14 protein-coding genes and 1 pseudogene are annotated in these 18161 nt (G+C 69.9%); 4 read left to right on the top strand and 11 right to left on the bottom strand.

Translation table 11 applies throughout. From position 1 onward, the window contains the following. The 11 genes and pseudogenes from CCN51_RS35205 to CCN51_RS35155 all read right to left on the bottom strand — a co-directional run. A pseudogene (locus CCN51_RS35205) lies at positions 1 to 447 on the bottom strand (TIGR03960 family B12-binding radical SAM protein); the annotation flags it as partial. A gap of 113 nt (positions 448 to 560) precedes the next feature. Then, a complete protein-coding gene (locus CCN51_RS35200) occupies positions 561 to 2114 on the bottom strand; it encodes a CYTH and CHAD domain-containing protein (RefSeq protein WP_014179691.1) in 1554 nt (517 codons plus the stop codon). Between the two features lie 46 nt (positions 2115 to 2160). Then, positions 2161 to 3363, bottom strand: a complete 1203-nt coding sequence (gene rodA, locus CCN51_RS35195; protein ID WP_014179690.1) for a rod shape-determining protein RodA — start codon at positions 3361 to 3363, stop codon at positions 2161 to 2163. Continuing rightward, on the bottom strand, positions 3360 to 5495 hold the full coding sequence (gene mrdA / locus CCN51_RS35190; protein WP_086860519.1) for a penicillin-binding protein 2: 2136 nt from the start codon (positions 5493 to 5495) through the stop codon (positions 3360 to 3362). Before mrdA ends, rodA begins: the two co-directional genes overlap by 4 nt. Positions 5496 to 5583: 88 nt before the next feature. Continuing rightward, the gene (mreD, locus tag CCN51_RS35185) at positions 5584 to 6198 is read right to left on the bottom strand and encodes a rod shape-determining protein MreD (RefSeq protein ID WP_043491598.1); all 615 of its coding nucleotides are present in this window, start codon (positions 6196 to 6198) and stop codon (positions 5584 to 5586) included. 6 nt (positions 6199 to 6204) lie between these two features. Next, positions 6205 to 7146 carry a rod shape-determining protein MreC gene (gene mreC, locus CCN51_RS35180; RefSeq protein ID WP_014179687.1) on the bottom strand — a complete coding sequence of 314 codons (942 nt, stop codon included), beginning with the start codon at positions 7144 to 7146 and terminating at the stop codon, positions 6205 to 6207. 160 nt (positions 7147 to 7306) lie between these two features. Continuing rightward, a complete protein-coding gene (locus tag CCN51_RS35175; protein WP_043491595.1) occupies positions 7307 to 8326 on the bottom strand; it encodes a rod shape-determining protein in 1020 nt (339 codons plus the stop codon). 298 nt (positions 8327 to 8624) lie between these two features. Beyond that, the gene (gene ndk / locus CCN51_RS35170; protein ID WP_014179685.1) at positions 8625 to 9038 is read right to left on the bottom strand and encodes a nucleoside-diphosphate kinase; all 414 of its coding nucleotides are present in this window, start codon (positions 9036 to 9038) and stop codon (positions 8625 to 8627) included. A 75-nt stretch (positions 9039 to 9113) separates the two neighbouring features. Further along, on the bottom strand, positions 9114 to 9458 hold the full coding sequence (locus CCN51_RS35165) for a DUF4233 domain-containing protein (RefSeq protein WP_014179684.1): 345 nt from the start codon (positions 9456 to 9458) through the stop codon (positions 9114 to 9116). Position 9459: 1 nt separating this feature from the next. Next, the gene (folC, locus tag CCN51_RS35160) at positions 9460 to 10962 is read right to left on the bottom strand and encodes a bifunctional tetrahydrofolate synthase/dihydrofolate synthase (protein WP_014179683.1); all 1503 of its coding nucleotides are present in this window, start codon (positions 10960 to 10962) and stop codon (positions 9460 to 9462) included. 185 nt (positions 10963 to 11147) lie between these two features. After that, complete coding sequence (locus CCN51_RS35155) at positions 11148 to 13781, bottom strand: valine--tRNA ligase (RefSeq protein WP_014179682.1); 2634 nt, start codon at positions 13779 to 13781, stop codon at positions 11148 to 11150. A gap of 121 nt (positions 13782 to 13902) precedes the next feature. On the opposite strand from CCN51_RS35155, the gene CCN51_RS35150 reads away from it, so the two are divergent. From CCN51_RS35150 to CCN51_RS35135, 4 genes are all read left to right on the top strand, one after another. Then, entirely contained in the window at positions 13903 to 14874 is a 972-nt protein-coding gene (locus CCN51_RS35150) for a hypothetical protein (RefSeq protein WP_014179681.1), read from the top strand. A gap of 42 nt (positions 14875 to 14916) precedes the next feature. Further along, complete coding sequence (locus CCN51_RS35145) at positions 14917 to 15957, top strand: hypothetical protein (protein ID WP_014179680.1); 1041 nt, start codon at positions 14917 to 14919, stop codon at positions 15955 to 15957. Positions 15958 to 16010: 53 nt separating this feature from the next. Next, on the top strand, positions 16011 to 16886 hold the full coding sequence (locus CCN51_RS35140; protein ID WP_014179679.1) for a hypothetical protein: 876 nt from the start codon (positions 16011 to 16013) through the stop codon (positions 16884 to 16886). A gap of 436 nt (positions 16887 to 17322) precedes the next feature. After that, on the top strand, positions 17323 to 17766 hold the full coding sequence (locus CCN51_RS35135) for a hypothetical protein (protein WP_014179678.1): 444 nt from the start codon (positions 17323 to 17325) through the stop codon (positions 17764 to 17766). The last annotated feature ends 395 nt before the right edge of the window (positions 17767 to 18161 follow it).

The raw sequence follows: 18161 nt of genomic DNA, 5'->3' as shown, positions 1-18161 counted from the left end.
GCCCGCGACCACGATGGGGTGGTCGTCGCCGCGGTCCGCGGCGACGAGCGGGATCCCGGCCAGGTCGAGCGCGGTGAGCATGTTGGTGTAGCCGAGCTCGGTGGAGAAGGAGAGCCCGAAGAGGTCGAACGCCGCGACCGGGCGGTGCGAGTCGACCGTGAACTGCGGCACCTTGTGCTCGCGCATCAGCGCTTCCAGGTCCGGCCAGACGCTGTACGTGCGCTCGGCGAGAACGCCCTCGCGCTCGTTCAGCACCTCGTAAAGGATCATGACGCCCTGGTTGGGCAGACCGACCTCGTACGCGTCCGGGTACATGAGCGCCCAGCGGACGTCGCAGCTGTCCCACGTTTTGACGGTGGAGTTCAGCTCCCCGCCTACGTACTGGATCGGCTTCTGCACATGCGGGAGCAGGGCCTCGAGCTGCGGAAAGACCGACTCGACAGACATCCGGGAGACCTTCGTGAGCTGGCAGGGTGACCCTCAAGCCTAACCCGCCCGGCGGACACCCTTGACGCCGCTCACAGCGGCCCCTTTCTGGCTCTTTCGGCCATACCCGCGCATCACGGCCGCAGCGCCGCCCGGTGCTCCTCGCGCGAGACCTCGGCCCACAGCGCGGGCAGCTCCGCCTCCCGCCGGGCGGCCAGCGCCTCCTCCCGCCCGTACATGACACCGAAGGTGAAGTCCCGCTCCCCGGCGGCGTGCGCCTGCTCGGCCAGCTCGCGCAGCGCGTCGCGTGCGACGCAGCTGTCCTGGTGGTCGCCGAGCAGATCCTGCAGGTCGGTCATGAGCCCCGCGAACGCCTTCGCGGGCTTGCCGAGCGCGGGGCGGGCGGCCTCGGCGGCGTAGCGGGCGCGCTTGGCCTTCTTGCGGGCGTCGTGCATGGTGATGTCCCGGTCGTGCCCGGGGGGAGCGGCGAGGGCGGTGGTGACGAGGGCGGCGAGCCGTTCGTAGTCGCGCAGCACGGCCGTGAGGATCACATCCCCGGCCGGCCGGGCGGCGGCGGGCCGCAGCGGCGGGGTGGCGGACAGCGCGTCCAGGGTGGCGAGCAGGGCGAGGTGGCGCTCGCCGTCGAGCACCCCGATCAGCCGCTCGCGCGAGCCGCGGCGGCTCGTCTGCGACCAGGTGCTCAGCCGCTCGGACACGGGGCCGGTGCGCAGCTCGTCCGCGAGCTCGGCCAGCCGCTCCTCGATGCGGGCGGTGAGAACTTCCCGGTCGCGGTCGATGCCGAGCTCGCCGGCCAGCCACTTCAGCTCGTCGCCGATGGGGTCCGTGACGGCCCGGTCCAGGACCTTGCGGTACGAGCGGAAGCAGCTGCGCAGCCGGCGGGTGGCGACGCGCATACGGTGCACGGAGTCGGGCACGTCCAGGCGTACGGCGGGGTCGAGCGAGACTACGGCGGCGATCTGGGCGCGGATGTAGTCGAGGACCACATCGCCCGCCGTGAGCTCGGCGGCCTTCTCCCCCTCCTTGCCCGCCTTGCCTGCCTTGTCTGCCTTGTCTGCCTTGCTCGCCACGCCCGTCTCGGCCAGCGCCCTGGCCAGCTTGGACGGGGCAGCCGACCGGCGCAGCCCCGCCTCCGTCAGATGCGACTCGAGCGCGTCGAGGAACGCCGGGTCGCCGCCCGGGGCGAGCTCCGCCTCGACCTCCGTCCACTCCACCGGATCGCCCGGCTCCGGGGTCAGGCGGCGCGCCGTGACGTGGTCGGCGGACAGCTCGGCGAGTAGGGCGCCGTCGGCGTCCACGAGGTGTCTGACGTTCCGTTCGGACACCAGGCGAACCAGCGGTACGAGTGCCTGGTCGCGGACGCGGGAGCGGACGAGAGCCGCGAGCTCGGCGGGCAGCGTCTCCGACAGCGGGGTGCGGATCTCGTCGCGGGCGTCCGGTCCGGCCGGCAGTTTGAGGTGCCACCCGGCGTCACTGCCGCCGGTGCGGCGGCGCAGCGTGATGCTGTCCGCCGCGAGCCGCTGGTCGACGGTGTCGTAGTACGTGGCGTCCAAAGTGGCCACGCCCTTGTCCACGACCTCCGCGACGCCGGCGACCCCGGTCACATCGGGGAGCCGGCCGTCGTCGGGAGCCTCGTACTTACGCTCGATCTCACGCACCGTGTCCGCCATGACGTGAATGTACTGCCCTGCGGCGTTTGAGGGCAGCCCCCCGACGTCAGGCCGATACGGGACGCTGCACCCGGATCGACTGCAGCAGACCGACCGCTATCCACACGGCGAACATCGACGACCCGCCGTACGAAACGAACGGCAGCGGCAGACCGGCCACCGGCATGATGCCCAGCGTCATGCCGATGTTCTCGAACGCCTGGAAGGCGAACCAGGCGATGATCCCGGCGGCGACGACCGTGCCGTACAGCTCGGAGGTGTCCCGCGCGATCCGGCAGGCGCGCCACAGCACGATGCCGAGCAGCACGATGATCAGGCCCGCGCCGAGGAAGCCCAGCTCCTCCCCCGCGACCGTGAAGACGAAGTCGGTCTGCTGCTCGGGCACGAACTGGCCGGTGGTCTGGGTGCCGTGGAACAGGCCCTTGCCGGTGAGGCCGCCCGAGCCGATCGCGATCCGCGCCTGGTTGGTGTTGTAGCCGACGCCCGCCGGGTCGAGGGCCGGGTTGGCGAAGGCGGCGAAGCGGTCGATCTGGTACTGGTCGAGCACGCCGAGCTGCCAGATGAGGACCGCGCCGATGACGGCGGCGCCAATCAGCCCCGCCACCCAGCGGTTGGAGGCGCCGGAGGACAGCAGCACGGCGAGCACGATGACCGCCATGACCATCACCGAGCCGAGGTCCGGCATCAGCAGCACGATCGCGATGGGCAGCGCGGCGAGCCCGAGGGCCTGGACGACGGTGCGGTGGTCCGGGTGGACGCGGTCCCCCGCGTCCACGCGCGCGGCCAGCAGCATCGCCATCCCCAGAATGATGGTGATCTTGGCGAACTCGGACGGCTGGAGGGAGAAGCCGCCGCCGATCACGATCCAGGCGTGCGCACCGTTGATGGTCGAGCCGAGCGGGGTGAGAACGGCGAGGACGAGCACCACGGACAGCGCGTACAGCACGGGCACGGCCCCGCGCAGCGTGCGGTGGCCGAGCCAGATGGTGGCGATCGCGAGGACCAGCCCGATGCCGGTGTTCATGGTGTGCCGGATCAGGAAGTAGTACGGATCGCCCTGGTTGAGCTCGGTGCGGTTGCGGGTGGCCGAGTAGACGAGGACGCTGCCGATGGCGGACAGGGCGAGCGCGGCGAACAGCAGTATCCAGTCCAGCCGGCGCACGATCGAGTCGCGCGCCATGAGCTTGCCCCAAGTGCCGCGCTCCGGGGTGAACCGCCGCGTGGTGTACGTATGCGTGGACGCACTCATGACAGCTGCTCCCGCCTTCCGACCACCGCGATCGGCTTGCCCAGCGGCTGGGCCTGGATGGTGCCATCAGAGTCGATCTTGGGAAGGGTCGCCTGGGGCTGGGGCAGCAGCGCCTTCTTGTTGTCGATCTTCCCCTTGGCGTCGACTCCGTAGAGCGCGTTGTAGATGTTGCGCACGGCGGGACCGGAGGCGCCGGAGCCGGTACCACCCTGGGAGATCGTCATGACGATCGAGTAGTCCTTGGTGTACGTCGCGAACCACGAGGTCGTCTGCTTGCCGTAGACCTCGGCCGTACCCGTCTTGGCGTGCATCGGGATCTTGTCCTGCGGCCAGCCGCCGAATCGCCAGGCGGCGGTGCCGCGGGTCGCCACTCCCGCAAGTGCCTTGTCTATCTTGTCGCGCGTGCCCTGGGTCATCGGCAGTTTGCCGTGCGACTTGGGCTTGATCTGCTGGACCTTCTTGCCGTCGGCGCTGACGATCGCCTTGCCGATGGTCGGGTCGTACAGCGTGCCGCCGTTGCTGATCGCCGCGTAGATGGTGGCCATCTGGATCGGGGTGACGAGCGTGTCGCCCTGGCCGATGGAGTAGTTCACGGAGTCACCGGCGCGCATCTTCATGCCTTCGAGGCAGTTCTCGTAGGCGATCCGCTGGCCGTAGTTCCCGTCCTTCTTGCCGTACTTGCACCAGGCGTTCTTGTTGGCCTTCCAGTAGTCCTTCTTCCACTGGCGGTCCGGGATCCGGCCGGTGACCTCGTTGGGGAGGTCGATGCCGGTCTCCTTGCCAAGGCCGAACTGGTGGGCGGTCTTGTAGAACCAGTCCGCCGGGTGCTTCTTGGGCTTGTTGCCGCCGTCCTTCTGCCACTGCTTGTACGAGAGGTCGTAGAACACGGTGTCGCAGGAGACCTCCAGCGCCCGGCCGAGGCTGATCGGGCCGTAGCCCTTCGACTCGAAGTTCTTGAAGACCTGTGAGCCGATGTTGAAGGAGCTGCTGCAGTTGTAGTTGCCGTCGAAGGGGTAGCCGGCGTTGACCGCGGCCGTGGTCGGGACCACCTTGAAGATCGAGCCGGGGGCCGACTGGCCCTGGATCGCCCGGTTCAGCAGCGGATAGTTGGAGCTCTTGCCGGTGAGCTTCTTGTAGTCCTTGCCGGAGATGCCGCCGACCCAGGCGTTCGGGTCGTACGACGGGTTGGAGGCCATCGCGACCACCCGGCCCGTCTTCGCCTCCATGACCACGACCGCGCCCGCGTCCGCCTCGTACTTGCGGCCGGTGTTCCGGTCCATCTCCTTGCGGGCGTCCTTCATCGCCTGGGCCAGCTCCTTCTCGGCCACGGCCTGCACCCGGGCGTCGACGCTGGTGACGACGTTGGCGCCGGGCTGGGCCTTCTGGCTCTCGGCCTGGCCGATGACCCGGCCGAGGTTGTCGACCTCGTAGCGGGTCACCCCGGCCTTGCCGCGCAGCTCGTCGTCGTACTCGCGCTCCAGGCCGTTACGGCCGATCTGGTCGGAGCGGAGCAGCGGCGAATGGCTGTCCTCGGCCTTCTTGATCTCCTCGTCGGTGACCGGGGAGAGATAGCCGAGCACCTGGGCGGCGTTGGCATCGCCGGGGGCGGCGTAGCGACGCACGGCGGTGGGCTCCGCGCTTATCCCGGGGAAGTCCTCTTCGCGCTCGCGGATCTGCAGGGCCTGCTTGGGGCTGGCCTCGTCGGTGATGGGGATGGGCTGGTAGGGCGAACCGTTCCAGCAGGGCTGGGCCGTCTTGGCGTCGCACAGCCGGACCTTGTCCATGACGTCCTTGGGCTTCATGTCCAGGACGCCCGCCAGGCGGGTGAGGACGGCCTTCCCGTCGTCCTTCATCTTCATCAGCTCGGTGCGGCTGGCGGAGACGACCAGCCGGGTCTCGTTGTCGGCGAGCGGCACACCGCGGGCGTCCAGTATCGAGCCGCGTACGGCGGGGTGGACGACCTGCTGGACGTGGTTGTTGGCGGCTTCGGCGGTGTATTCGTCACCGTTGCGGATCTGGAGGTACCAGAGGCGGCCGCCGAGCGTGAGCAGCAGCGAGAAGACGAGGATCTGGATGGCGACGAGCCGGATGGTGACGCGCGGCGTCCGCCCGGTCTCGGGGATGTTGCTCACGACGGCAGCCCCCACTGGTTGTCGGGTCGGGGGTACGGGCCCGCGGCGCAGCCGCTGTCGGCCGCAGCTCCCCCGGAAGAACGCAGCCTCACAGGCGCTTGACCCCCTTGAGGCGTCCCGTCCCCCGGTTGGCGGCCTTCATCAGGAGGCCGCCGCGCTGGCTGCCGATGCGGGAGCCGCCGGAGGAGTCGGCCATCGGGTCGTTCTCGCTCTTTCTGGCCATCCCCATGATCAGCGGCACCGTGAAGGGCGCCAGCAGCAGGTCGTACAGCGCCGCGGTGAACAGCAGCTTGCTCAGGCCCGCATGGCGGGCGGCGTCGTCTCCGACGAGCTGGCCGACGCCCGCGTACAGCAGCGTGCTGCCGATGGCCGCCGCGACGACCACCAGCATCGGCCCGGTGGCCGACCTCAGCTGGCCGTTCTCGGGCTTGGCGAGGCCCGCCAGATAGCCGATGACGCACAGCACCAGGGCGTAGCGCCCGGCGGCGTGGTCGGCGGGCGGGGCGAGGTCGGCGAGCAGGCCCGCACCGAAGCCGATGAGCGCGCCACCGGTGTGGCCGTAGACGAGCGCGAGGCCGAGGACGACGAGCAGCAGCAGGTCGGGGACCGCGCCGGGCAGCTGGAGCCGGGCGAGTACGCAGACCTGGACGACGAGGGCGATGACCACGAGAAGGGTCGACAGCAGGACCCGGTTCAGACGCAGCATCGGTCAGCTCCTGTTGGCGGAGGCGCTCGGCGACGAGGACGGTTTGACCGTGACGGTGACCGTGGGCGCCGGCTTGGGCTTGGCGGGCTTGGGCGGCAGCACGGTGTCCCGCGGGTTCTCGCGCGGCGGTTCGACGACGACGCCCACGATGTCGAGCTTGGTGAAGCCCACGTACGGGCGCACCAGCAGGGTGCGGGTCAGATCGCCGCCCGAGGGGTCGACGCGGACCACCTCGCCGACCGGAACGCCGGGCACGAACGGCTTGTTGGCGCGGGAGCCGAAGGTGACGAGCCGGTCGCCCTTCTTGATCTTGGCCTTGCCGTTGAGGAGCTGGACGCGCAGTGAGCGGTCGCCCTGGCCGTTGGCGAAGCCGAGCTCGCCGGACTTCTCCATGCGGGTGCCGACGGTGAAGTCCGGGTCGATGGCCAGCACCACGGTGGCGGTCGACGGGCCGACGGTGGTGACCCGGCCGACCAGGCCGTCGCCGTTGATGACGGTCATATCGCGGCGGATGCCGTCCTTGCTGCCCACGTCGATGGTGACGGTCCAGGAGAAGCCCTGGGCCGCTCCTATGGCGATGACCTGGGCACCCTTGACGCCGTACTGGCCGGCGCCCGCGGTCTTGCGCAGCTTGTCCAGCTCGACGACGCGGGCGCGGTTGCGGGCGTCGCTGCCGAGCCGCTGCTTGAGCTCGGCGTTCTCCCGCTCCAGTGCGCTGATCCGGTCGTGCCGCTCGTCGGAGTCCCGTACGGCCGACACGGCGTTGCCGATCGGGTCGACCGCGGAGGCGACCCCTTCCTCAACCGGCCCGAAGACGGACGCGGCGGCCTGGCGGGCGCCGTCGAGGGGCGAATCCTCGCCGCCGCGGATATCCACCGTGATCAGTGCGAACGCGATGGCGACCAGCAGCACCAGGAGCAGCCGGCTCTCTCGTGTGTCCCTCACGTGCGGCGACGTGCCTTCCTCGTCGGAGTCGGACCGGCTACGGCTTTGTTGTGTTTTCTCAGCGGCTGCCGGTCATGGGGAGCCATATGCCTGTATATCAGTGAACCGCCGCTCCGCCGTACGGGAAGTCGGCCCCCCGTACGGCGGATTCACCGGATCGTCATCTGCGGGGCTGGGCGTCCAGCACCTGCTGCAGCGCCTCGAACTCCTCGACGCATTTGCCGGAGCCGAGCGCGACCGAGTCCAGCGGGTCCTCGGCGATATGGATCGGCATACCGGTCTCCTGGCGCAGCCGCTGGTCGAGGCCGCGCAGCAGGGCGCCGCCGCCGGTGAGCACGATGCCGCGGTCCATGACGTCACCCGACAGCTCGGGCGGGCACTTGTCGAGCGTGGTCTTGACCGCGTCGACGATCGCGTTGACCGGCTCCTCCATGGCCTTGCGGACCTCGGCGGCGGAGATCACGACGGTCTTGGGGAGGCCGCTGACCAGGTCACGGCCGCGGATCTCGGTGTGCTCCTCCTCCTTGCCCTCGAAGGCGGAGCCGATCGTGATCTTGATGTTCTCGGCGGTGCGCTCGCCGAGCAGAAGGCTGTACTCCTTCTTGATGTGCTGGATGATCGCATTGTCCAACTCATCGCCCGCCACCCGGATGGACTGTGCGGTGACGATTCCGCCGAGCGAGATGACCGCGACCTCGGTGGTGCCGCCGCCGATGTCCACGACCATGTTGCCGGTGGCCTCGTGGACGGGGAGACCGGAGCCAATGGCGGCGGCCATGGGCTCCTCGATGATGTGCACCTGGCGGGCGCCCGCCTGGGTGGATGCCTCGATGACGGCGCGGCGCTCGACGCCGGTGATACCGGAGGGCACGCAGACGACGACCCGGGGACGGGCGAGATAGCGGCGCTTGTGGATCTTCAGGATGAAGTAGCGCAGCATCCGCTCGGTGATCTCGAAGTCGGCGATCACGCCGTCCTTGAGCGGGCGCACGGCCACGATGTTGCCAGGGGTGCGGCCGATCATCTTCTTCGCCTCGGCGCCCACCGCGAGGATTCCGCCGGTGTTGGTGTTGATGGCGACGACGGACGGCTCGTTGAGGACGATCCCGCGGCCCCTGACGTACACCAGCGTGTTGGCGGTCCCGAGGTCGACAGCCATGTCACGGCCGATGAACGACATGTTGTTCCCCATGAGGATGCGTCAGGCCTTCCCACTTGAAGCGTTTGCTTTTTGAGGTCGGCAGGATGTGGTGCGCTGCGAGGCGCGGAAGCTCTCATCGTAGTCACGCCCGCTCGAACACGCTGCGGGGGTCCTCCGCCATTGTCAGCAGAACACGGGCCCGCCCCCTGCTAATGGTGACGTCGTGTCGCGGGGATGCGTTCCCCCGATCGGCCCGCATATGCCAAAGGGCGGCCGAACAATAGCGGCCGCCCCAGGCCAGGAGGGGTGACGATGTGATGAACGGTCAGCGAGGAGGTCAGGCGAGCCCGGGGAAGAAAATCTTGATCTCCCGCAGGGCGGACTCTTCGGAGTCGGAGGCGTGGATCAGGTTCTCCCGCACGATCGTGCCGAAGTCGCCACGGATGGAGCCCGGCGCCGCGGCGATCGGGTCGGTCGGCCCCGCCAGCGCCCGTACGCCCTCGATGACGCGCTCGCCCTCGACGACCAGCGCGACGACCGGGCCGGAGGCCATGAACTCCACCAGCGGCTCGTAGAACGGCTTGCCCACGTGCTCGGCGTAGTGCTGCTCCAGAACGTCGCGGCCGAGCTCGCGCAGCTCCAGCGCGCTGATCGTCCAGCCCGCCTTCTTCTCGATGCGGCTCAGGATCTCGCCGATCAGTCCGCGTCGTACGGCGTCGGGCTTGAGAAGGACGAGCGTGCGCTGGGTCACTGCGAGAACTCCTTGGGAACGTGGCATGCGGGTGAAGCTGTGCCGCCGAGGCTACATGGGTGAACGACGGCCACGTTACGCAGTGTCAGCAGGGGCGGCGGCGAAGCGCGCCTTGGCCTCGTCGACCTTGCGGCCGAAGTGGACCGAGGCCCACCACAGCGCCGCGAAGGCCGCGCCCAGGATGTACATGGTGGTGACGATCGTGCCGCTCAGCACCAGGCCGATCTGCAGGGCCCAGCCGATGTGCACCGCGCCGGGGCGGCCGAGCATCCCGCACAGCAGGACGCACAGCGCCATGGCGATACCGCTGACCGTCCACACCGTCGTCGCGGACAGACCGGAGGTCTTCATGGCCACCAGCCCGGCGAAGCCGATCACAAAGAATTCACCGATCAAGGTGGACGCGCAGAGCGTTCGCATATCAGCCCTTTCCCAGGAGCAGCCGGGCCTCGCCGACCGTGATCACCGACCCGGTCACCAGCACGCCCGCGCCGGAGTACTCGCTTTCTTCCTCCGCGAGCGTGATCGCCGCCTCCAGTGCGTCGTCCAGCCGCGGCTCGACCTGCACCCGGTCCGCGCCGAAGACCTCCACGGCGATGGCCGCCAGCTCGTCCGCGTCCATCGCGCGCTGGGTGGAGTTGCGGGTGATCACCACCTCGGCGAAGATCGGCTCGAAGGCCTCCAGGAGGCCGCGCACATCCTTGTCGCCGCTCGCGCCGACCACACCGATCAGCCTGCTGAAGCCGAAGGCCTCGGTGACCGCCTCGGCCGCCGCCCGCGCGCCGGCCGGGTTGTGCGCGGCGTCCAGGACTACGGTCGGGCTGCGGCGCACGACCTCGAGGCGGCCCGGGGAGGTGACGGAGGCGAAGGCCGTGCGGACGGTCTCGATGTCCAGCGTGCGGGCGTGCTCCGAGCCGACGCCGAAGAACGCCTCCACAGCGGCCAGCGCCACTGCCGCGTTATGCGCCTGGTGGGCCCCGTACAGCGGGAGGAAGACCTCCGGATACTCACCGCCGAGACCGCGCAGGGTCAGCAGCTGACCGCCGACCGCCACCTCGCGGGAGAGCACACCGAACTCCATGCCCTCGCGGGCGACCGTGGCGTCCACCTCGACCGCGCGCTTGAGGACCACGGACGCGGCCTCCACCGGCTGCTGCGCCAGCACCACCGTGGAGTCCTGCTTGACGATCCCGGACTTCTCGGTGGCGATCTGCTCCGGTGTGGTGCCCAGCCGGTCGGTGTGGTCCAGCGAGATCGGCATGATCACCGCGACCCCGGCGTCGATCACATTGGTGGCGTCCCAGACGCCGCCCATGCCGACCTCGACCACCGCGATATCGACCGGCGCGTCGGCGAACGCCGCGTACGCCATGGCGGTCAGCACCTCGAAGAACGAGAGCCGGTGCTCCTGCGAGGCGTCGACCATGTCGATGTACGGCTTGATGTCCTGGTACGTCTCGATGAACCGCTCGGCGGAGATCGGCGCCCCGTCCAGGCTGATCCGCTCGGTGATCGACTGGACATGCGGGCTGGTGTAGCGGCCGGTGCGCAGCTCGAAGGCGCCCAGCAGCGACTCGATCATGCGGGCGGTGCTGGTCTTGCCGTTCGTCCCGGTGATGTGGATCGAGGGGTACGCGCGCTGCGGCGAGCCGAGGATGTCCATCAGCGCCTCGACGCGCACCAGCGAGGGGTCCAGCTTGGTCTCGGGCCAGCGCCCCGCGAGCTCCGTCTCCACCTCCCGCAGCGCCCGGTCCAGCTCCGGGTCGGCCGGCCGGGCGGGCACGCCGTCCCCCTGCGGCGGCCCTGCCTGGGTCCGCAGCGTCCGGCTCCCGGCCTCGATCACGGCGAGATCGGGGTCGCGGTCGGTCTCGGCTCCGACGATCTCGTCGAATTCGTCCGGTTCGTTCTGGGGGCTCTCGCTCACGCCGCCAAGTCTACGAGGCACCACTGACAGCCCCGGGCCGCCCCGGCGGCCTCGGCCGGCCATGGGCTCCCGGCCCCGTCCGGCCGGGGGCTCAGGGAGCTCTCCGACAGACGCTGGTGACCGAACGCGCGTAAGCCCGGCCGGGGCGCTCCCCGGCCGGGCCTACGACTGTCGAGCTGTTGGGCTCAGCCCTGGGGCAGGGCCGCCAACTGGGCCGTGATCCGGGCGATATCGGCATCGGCCGTGGTCTGCCGCTGCCGGATCTTCTCCACGACGTGGTCGGGCGCCTTGGCCAGGAAGGCATCGTTGTTCAGCTTCGCCGTGGTCTGCGCCTTGTCCTTCTCGGCGGCCGCGAGGTCCTTGGCCAGCCGCTTGCGCTCGGCCTCGACGTCGATCGCGCCGGACAGGTCCAGGGCCACGGTCGCGCCCGCGACCGGCAGCGAGGCGGTGGCGGTGAAGCCCTCACCGGCCGGCTGAAGCCGCAGCAGGGAGCGCATGGCGTCCTCGTGGGCCGCCAGCGCGGTGCCGGACAGGTCGAGGCGTGCCGGGACCTTCTGGCCGGGCTGCAGGCCCTGGTCGGCGCGGAACCTGCGGACCTCGGTGACCACCTGCTGGAGGGTGGTGATCTCCTGCTCGGCGGCGGCGTCGCGGAACCCGCTGTCACGCGGCCAGTCGGCGATGACGACGGACTCCCGGCCGGTGAGCGCGGTCCACAGCTTCTCGGTGACGAACGGGACGACCGGGTGCAGCAGCCGCAGCATCACGTCCAGGACCTCGCCGAGCACCCGCCGGGAGGCGTCCGCCGCCTCGCCGCCCTGGGCGAAGGTGGTCTTGGACAGCTCGACGTACCAGTCGAAGACCTCGTCCCACGCGAAGTGGTAGAGGACGTCCGACAACTTGGCGAACTGGTAGTCCTCGTAGTACGCGTCGACCTCGGCGACCACCGTGTTCAGCCGGGACAGGATCCAGCGGTCGGCCGCCGACAGCCGCTCAGCTGCGGGCAGTTCGCCCTCCACCGTCGCGCCGTTCATCAGCGCGAAGCGCGTCGCGTTCCAGATCTTGTTGGCGAAGTTACGGGACGCCTGGACCCAGTCCTCGCCGATCGGCACGTCCACACCGGGGTTGGCGCCCCGGGCGAGGGTGAAGCGGACCGCGTCCGAGCCGTACTGGTCCATCCAGTCCAACGGATTGACCGCGTTACCGAAGGATTTGGACATCTTCTTGCCGAACTGGTCGCGCACCATGCCGTGCAGGGCGATGGTGTGGAACGGCGGGGTGCCGTCCATCGCGTACAGGCCGAACATCATCATCCGGGCGACCCAGAAGAACAGGATGTCGTAGCCGGTGACCAGGACCGAGTTCGGATAGAACTTCCGCAGGCTGCCGGTGTCCTCCGGCCAGCCGAGCGTGGAGAACGGCCACAGGCCCGAGGAGAACCAGGTGTCCAGGACGTCGCTGTCCTGGTGCCAGCCCTCGCCGGACGGCGGCTGCTCGTCCGGTCCGACGCACACGACCTCGCCGCCCGGCCCGTACCAGACCGGGATCCGGTGGCCCCACCACAGCTGGCGCGAGATGCACCAGTCGTGGAGGTTGTCGACCCAGTCGAAGTAGCGCTTGGCCATGTCCTCCGGGTGGATCTTCACCCGGCCGTCGCGGACCGCGTCGCCGGCGGCCTTGGCCAGCGGGCCGACCTTGACCCACCACTGCATGGACAGCCGCGGCTCGATGGTCGTCTTGCAGCGCGAGCAGTGGCCGACGGAGTGGACGTACGGCCGCTTCTCGGCGACGATCCGGCCGTCGGCGCGCAGCGCGCCGACGATGGCGCTGCGGGCCTCCAGCCGGTCCAGGCCCTGGAAGGGGCCGTGGGCGGTGATGACCGCGTGCTCGTCCATGACGGTCAGGCTCGGCAGGCCGTGGCGCTGACCGATCTCGAAGTCGTTCGGGTCGTGGGCCGGGGTGACCTTGACCGCGCCGGTGCCGAACTCCGGGTCGACGTGCTCATCGGCGACGACCGGGATGCGGCGGCCGGTGAGCGGCAGCTCGATCTCGGTGCCGATCAGATGGCGGTAGCGCTCGTCGTCGGGGTGGACGGCGACCGCGGTGTCGCCGAGCATCGTCTCGGCGCGGGTCGTGGCCACGACGATCGACGCGTCGCCCTCCCCATAACGGATCGAGACGAGCTCACCGTCGTCGTCCTGGTACTCCACCTCGATGTCGGAGATGGCCGTCAGACAGCGCGGGCACCAGTTGATGATCCGCTCGGCGCGGTAGATCAGCTCGTCGTCGTAGAGCTTCTTGAAGATGGTCTGGACGGCCTTGGACAGCCCCTCGTCCATCGTGAAGCGCTCGCGGTTCCAGGCGACGCCGTCGCCCAGGCGCCTCATCTGGCCGGAGATCTGCCCGCCCGAGGTGGCCTTCCACTGCCACACCCGCTCGACGAACGCCTCGCGGCCCAGGTCGTGGCGGGAGACGCCCTCCTTGGCGAGCTCGCGCTCCACCACGTTCTGCGTGGCGATACCGGCGTGGTCCATGCCGGGCTGCCAGAGCGTCTCATAGCCCTGCATGCGCTTGCGTCGAGTGAGCGCATCGATGATGGTGTGCTCGAAGGCATGCCCGAGGTGCAGGGAGCCGGTGACGTTGGGCGGGGGGATCACGATGGTGTAGGGCTCTTTGCCGCTGTTCTCGTCCGCCTCGAAGTAACCGCGCTCTACCCAGCGCTCGTACAGCTGCCCCTCTACATCGGCCGGCGCGTACTGGGTCGGCAGTTCGGGGTGGCTGTTGGGCCCGCTGTCGGGGCGCTGCTGAGAGTTCTCGGTCACGAGCGCAGTCTAAAGGGCCGCGGCACTCCGTTACGAACAAGTTGTGGCCCCGCCGCAAAGGGAGGGCTTCCCGTCAGGAAGGATATTGCGCACCTGTCATGCGCATCGAAGAGAGGGCACGATGAGCTACCACCAGCCGCCGCCGCAGCCCGGCCCCTACGGGGCGCAGCCGGGTCCGTACGGCGCCGGCCAGTCGCCCGTGCCCAATAATCCCTACACCCAGCAGCCCGGCTACGGCTATCCGCCCCAGGGCGGACAGCCGGGCGGACAGCCCGGCGGGCAGTCGGGCGGCTACGGCGGCTCCGGTACGTACGGGGGCTACGGCCAGCCGAGCCCTTATGGCCAGCCGAATCCGTATGCGCAGCCACCACAGCAGCAGATACCGCCGCAGCAGCAGATACCGGGCACCGGCTACGGCTATCCGCCGCCGCAGCCCCAGCCGCCCGCGCCGGGCCGCCGCCGGGGCAGAGCCGTGGGCATCGCGGTGGGCGTGGTGGTGGCCCTGGGAGCCGTGGCCGGAGGGGTCTACTACTTCGCACTGGGCGGGGGCGATGACGGCCCGTTCAAGCTGACCACCCCGAAGACGGTCGCCGGCGACTACCAGCGCCAAGGGGCCGGCACGGACGAGAACGACCTGTCCGAGTCGGGCAAGAAGGACCTCCAGCAGGTGCCGGTCGTCAAGGATCCGCATCTGGTGGCGGCCGACTACCAGTCCTCCGGGAAGAACATGATGAAGTTCACCGGGGTCTGGGGCGATGTGACCGACCCTGAGCGGGGCGCGGACCTGTCCTTGGCGGTCATCGTCAAGGCGCTGCAGGACAACGGCACGGCGCAGGCCCAGGGCAGCGCCCAGGAGTTCTCCCCCGACGGCTTCGACGGGGACGTCCTGAAGTGCCAGACATTGAAGTTCACCTCGGATCAGGGATCCGTCGAGGCACCCGCGTGCGTCTGGGGCGACAAGGACACCTTGGGCGTCACCGTGATGGTGGACCCGGCGGCCGCGGTCCTGGGCGGCGGGGGCATGTCACTGCGGGATGCCGCGGAGCTCACCGTCAAGGTACGCAAGGACGCGCGCGTCGAGATCGACGGCTAGATCGACAACTGGCAACAACCGGCAACAAAGCGAAGGACAGACATGAGCTACAACCAGCCGGGCCCGTACGGCCAGCAGCCCCAGCAGCCGGGCCCCTACGGGCAGGGCGGCGCGGCCGGACAGCCCGGCTACGGCTACCCGCAGCAGCCACCGCAGCAGGGCGGCGGCTACGGCCAGCCGAACCCCTACGGCCAGCCCCAGCAGCCCCAGCAGCCGCAGCAGCCCCAGCAGCCCGGGTACGGCCAGCCGCCGCAGGCCCAGCCCGGGTACGGCTACCCGCAGCAGCCGGCCGACCCGTACGGCCAGCAGCAGTACGGGCAGCCGGGCATGCCCGGGCCCTACCAGCCGACGCCCCCGCCGAGCGGTGGCAACAAGAAGGGCCTGGCGATAGGCATCGGCGCGGTGGTCGTGGTGGCCGCGGTGGTCGGCGGGTTCCTGGTGTTCAACAACAAGGACGACGACAAGGGCGGCAGCGGCGCGAAGGGGGGCGGTGGCGGCAAGAACGTCGTCGCCGACGACGGCAAGCGCTACAAGCTGATCACGCCCACGACGGTGGCCGGCGAGTACACCAAGGACGCCTCCAAGGGCGGCGACACGCTGACCGAGAGCGACAAGGCCGACTTCGAGAAGCTCGGCGTCTCCAATCCGGAGAGCACCGGCGCCAGCTACAAGGCCGGCGAGGGCATGAGCCAGAAGGTCCTGAGCTTCAACGGGCTGTGGGGCAAGATCGACAACCCCCAGGCCGTGGTGGACGGCGCCTTCGCGAAGATCTCGCAGGAGGCCGAGAAGGACTCCGGCGTCGGCGGGGGCGGCACCGCCAAGCTCGAGGGCAGCCCGCAGGCGGTCACCCCGGCCGGTCTCGACGACGCCGTGATGAAGTGCCAGAACGTGAAGTTCACCGGCGCCACCGCGGCCACCAAGAGCTTCACCATCCCGATCTGCATGTGGGGCGACCACAGCACCATCGGCTATGTGGTGGTCTCCGACGTCTCGGCCGCGCTCTCCGGCGGGGGCACGTCGATCGACACCGCCGCCGAGATCGCCGTGAAGGTCCGCAAGGACGTCCGCGTGGAGATCAAGTAGCCGCCCGCTCAGCGAAGTTCACAGGCCGCAGCCCGGAGGGGATACCCCACACGATGAGCTACAACCAGCCGCCGCCGCAGCCCGGCCCCTACGGCGGAGGCCAGCCGGGCTCCAACCCGTACGGGGGCGGTCAGCCCAACCCGTACGGCGGGGCGCAGCAACCGCCCTCGGAGCCCAATCCGTACGCGCAGCAGCAGCAGCAGCCGGGCTACGGCTACCCCCAACAGCCGTCACAGCAACAGGGCTACGGCTATCCCCAGCAGCCGAACCCCTACGGCCAGCAGCCCCAGCCCCCCTTCCCCGGGCCCGCCGCGCCCGCCGGGGGCCGGAACAAGACCAAGATCATCGCGATCACGACGGCCGGCCTTGTGGTGGTCGGCGCGATCGTCACCGGCGCCGTGGTGCTCAACAAGGGCGACGACAAGCCCAAGGCGATGAAGCTGGTCACCCCCAAGACGCTGGACGACGGCACATACACGCTGGACAAGGGCACCAAGGACCTGGAGAACGAGGGCACCAGCGTCCAGGACCGCATGCCCGAGGGCGCCACCTCGGTCCTGGCCCAGTACACCCGCGCCGAGGACTCCAACTCGGGGCTGGCCTTCTCCGGCGTGTACGGGGAGTTCAGCGACCCCGACAACGTCCGCGACGAGATGTTCAAGGGCTTCTCGGGCGGCGACGCCTCCCCGAGCGTCGAGGAGAAGCGCAAGAAGTTCCAGCCCGAGGGCGCCGACGGGCCGAGCATCGAGTGCGAGGTCGTGAAGATGTACGACCGCATCTACGCCCCGGCGTGCGCCTGGGCGGAGAAGACGGACGCGGCCATGGTGCTGGACGTCAACGCGGAGAACACGACCGCGGACGACGCCGACATGGAGGCGTTCGCGAAGGTGACCGCGGGCATCTACAAGGACACCCGCAAACCCGCCTGAGAGGCGCGCTGACGCCGCAAGACGCGAGGAGGGCCCCGGGAAGATCCCCCAGGGCCCTCCTCGCGTCCTGTGGCTGCCGTCATGCCGCGGGCCGAGGCGTCGATGCTCGGGCCGGTGGCCCCGGCCCCGCCCGACTTCCCTCTCGCCACCGCGTGCCGCTGACCGCATCGGCCCTGCTCACCACCGTTGCCGCCACCAGCCTGGCCACCGCCTCGGGAACCACGCAGCTGATCTGCTTCAGCGCGCTCGCCGGCGCCGCCGCCCCACCCATCGTCACCCTTCCGTCGGATCAGGTACCGGCTGGAGCGCCCTGGCCTCCCCCGCGCTGCGGCTTCTGTGTGCCGCCAACGTCTGCTCGGGCCTGTGCCTCGGAGCGCTGACGGTCGCCCTCCCCGTCCGGGCCGCCGAACACGGTTCAGCCGCTGACGCCGGGTGGATGTTCGCCTGCCTGGCCGTGGGCGGCGCACTGGCCGGCACGGCCATAGGGACCCGCCACCGCTCGACCGCGCCGATCACCGGATATCTGACCGCCTTCGTCTGGCTCGCCCTTGCCTTGACTCCCTTGAGCATCGTGTCGGCATCGCCGCTTTTGATGGTGCTTCTGGTCTGCGCCGGCGCCGCGTTCGCGCCCATGACGATCTGCCTGTTCGAGCTGGACGCCCATGCCCCACGACACACGGCCGCCGCGGCCATGATGTGGATGGTCGCGGCGGAAGAGCTCGGAATCGCCGCCGGGACGGTGACCGCAGGGGCAACGGCTCAGCACACTGGTGCCTGGTTGGCCCTCTTCACCGCGGCGGTCGGCGGTGGACTCGGTGCCCTTGTCGTCGTTGGGTACAGGGCACGCCTCCAGCGAGAGAGGCGCGGCGGTTTGTGGTGAGTTTGAGACGGCGACACGCCGTCGCGTCGGCGTGTCGCCGTCTCAAACTCACCACAAAGTCAGGCTGCGATTCCGAAGGCACCAGGGCCGCAGGTGTGCAGCACGTTCGGCCTGGGCGCGGCGGGCCATGCCGGGACTGCGATCAGCTTCTTCTCCTGTGCGCATCATGGACAGACGCTTGCGCACGTCGGCGAGCCTGGCCGCGTCCGGGGCTCGGCCTCGGGCTGCGACCGCTGGACGGCATGGTTCGGTCGCCGAGAGCAGGTATCGTCTCGCGCCTCCGGCGCAAGGCGCCCGGCACCCCTCCCCTTCCCGCTGCCGGCCTCCTTCCGCCGAACGCGCCAGACCCTCCCTGCTCACGGCGACCGAACCATTCCCACTACCGCTCACAGCCC

The organism is Streptomyces milbemycinicus, from assembly GCF_002154605.1.
Taxonomy (GTDB): Bacteria; Actinomycetota; Actinomycetes; order Streptomycetales; family Streptomycetaceae; genus Streptomyces; species Streptomyces milbemycinicus.
Note: the sequence above shows the minus strand (reverse complement) of the source record. Positions and strands in the feature narration are given on the sequence as shown.

Bases quoted from the DNA above. Each gene is read 5' to 3' on its own strand.
- CCN51_RS35135 (WP_014179678.1), top strand. From the start codon at position 17,323: ATGTTCGCCTGCCTGGCCGTGGGCGGCGCACTGGCCGGCACGGCCATA.
- rodA (WP_014179690.1), bottom strand. From the start codon at position 3,363: ATGAGTGCGTCCACGCATACGTACACCACGCGGCGGTTCACCCCGGAG.
- CCN51_RS35140 (WP_014179679.1), top strand. From the start codon at position 16,011: ATGAGCTACAACCAGCCGCCGCCGCAGCCCGGCCCCTACGGCGGAGGC.
- CCN51_RS35165 (WP_014179684.1), bottom strand. From the start codon at position 9,458: ATGCGAACGCTCTGCGCGTCCACCTTGATCGGTGAATTCTTTGTGATC.
- CCN51_RS35150 (WP_014179681.1), top strand. From the start codon at position 13,903: ATGAGCTACCACCAGCCGCCGCCGCAGCCCGGCCCCTACGGGGCGCAG.
- CCN51_RS35175 (WP_043491595.1), bottom strand. From the start codon at position 8,326: ATGTCGTTCATCGGCCGTGACATGGCTGTCGACCTCGGGACCGCCAAC.
- CCN51_RS35145 (WP_014179680.1), top strand. From the start codon at position 14,917: ATGAGCTACAACCAGCCGGGCCCGTACGGCCAGCAGCCCCAGCAGCCG.
- CCN51_RS35200 (WP_014179691.1), bottom strand. From the start codon at position 2,114: ATGGCGGACACGGTGCGTGAGATCGAGCGTAAGTACGAGGCTCCCGAC.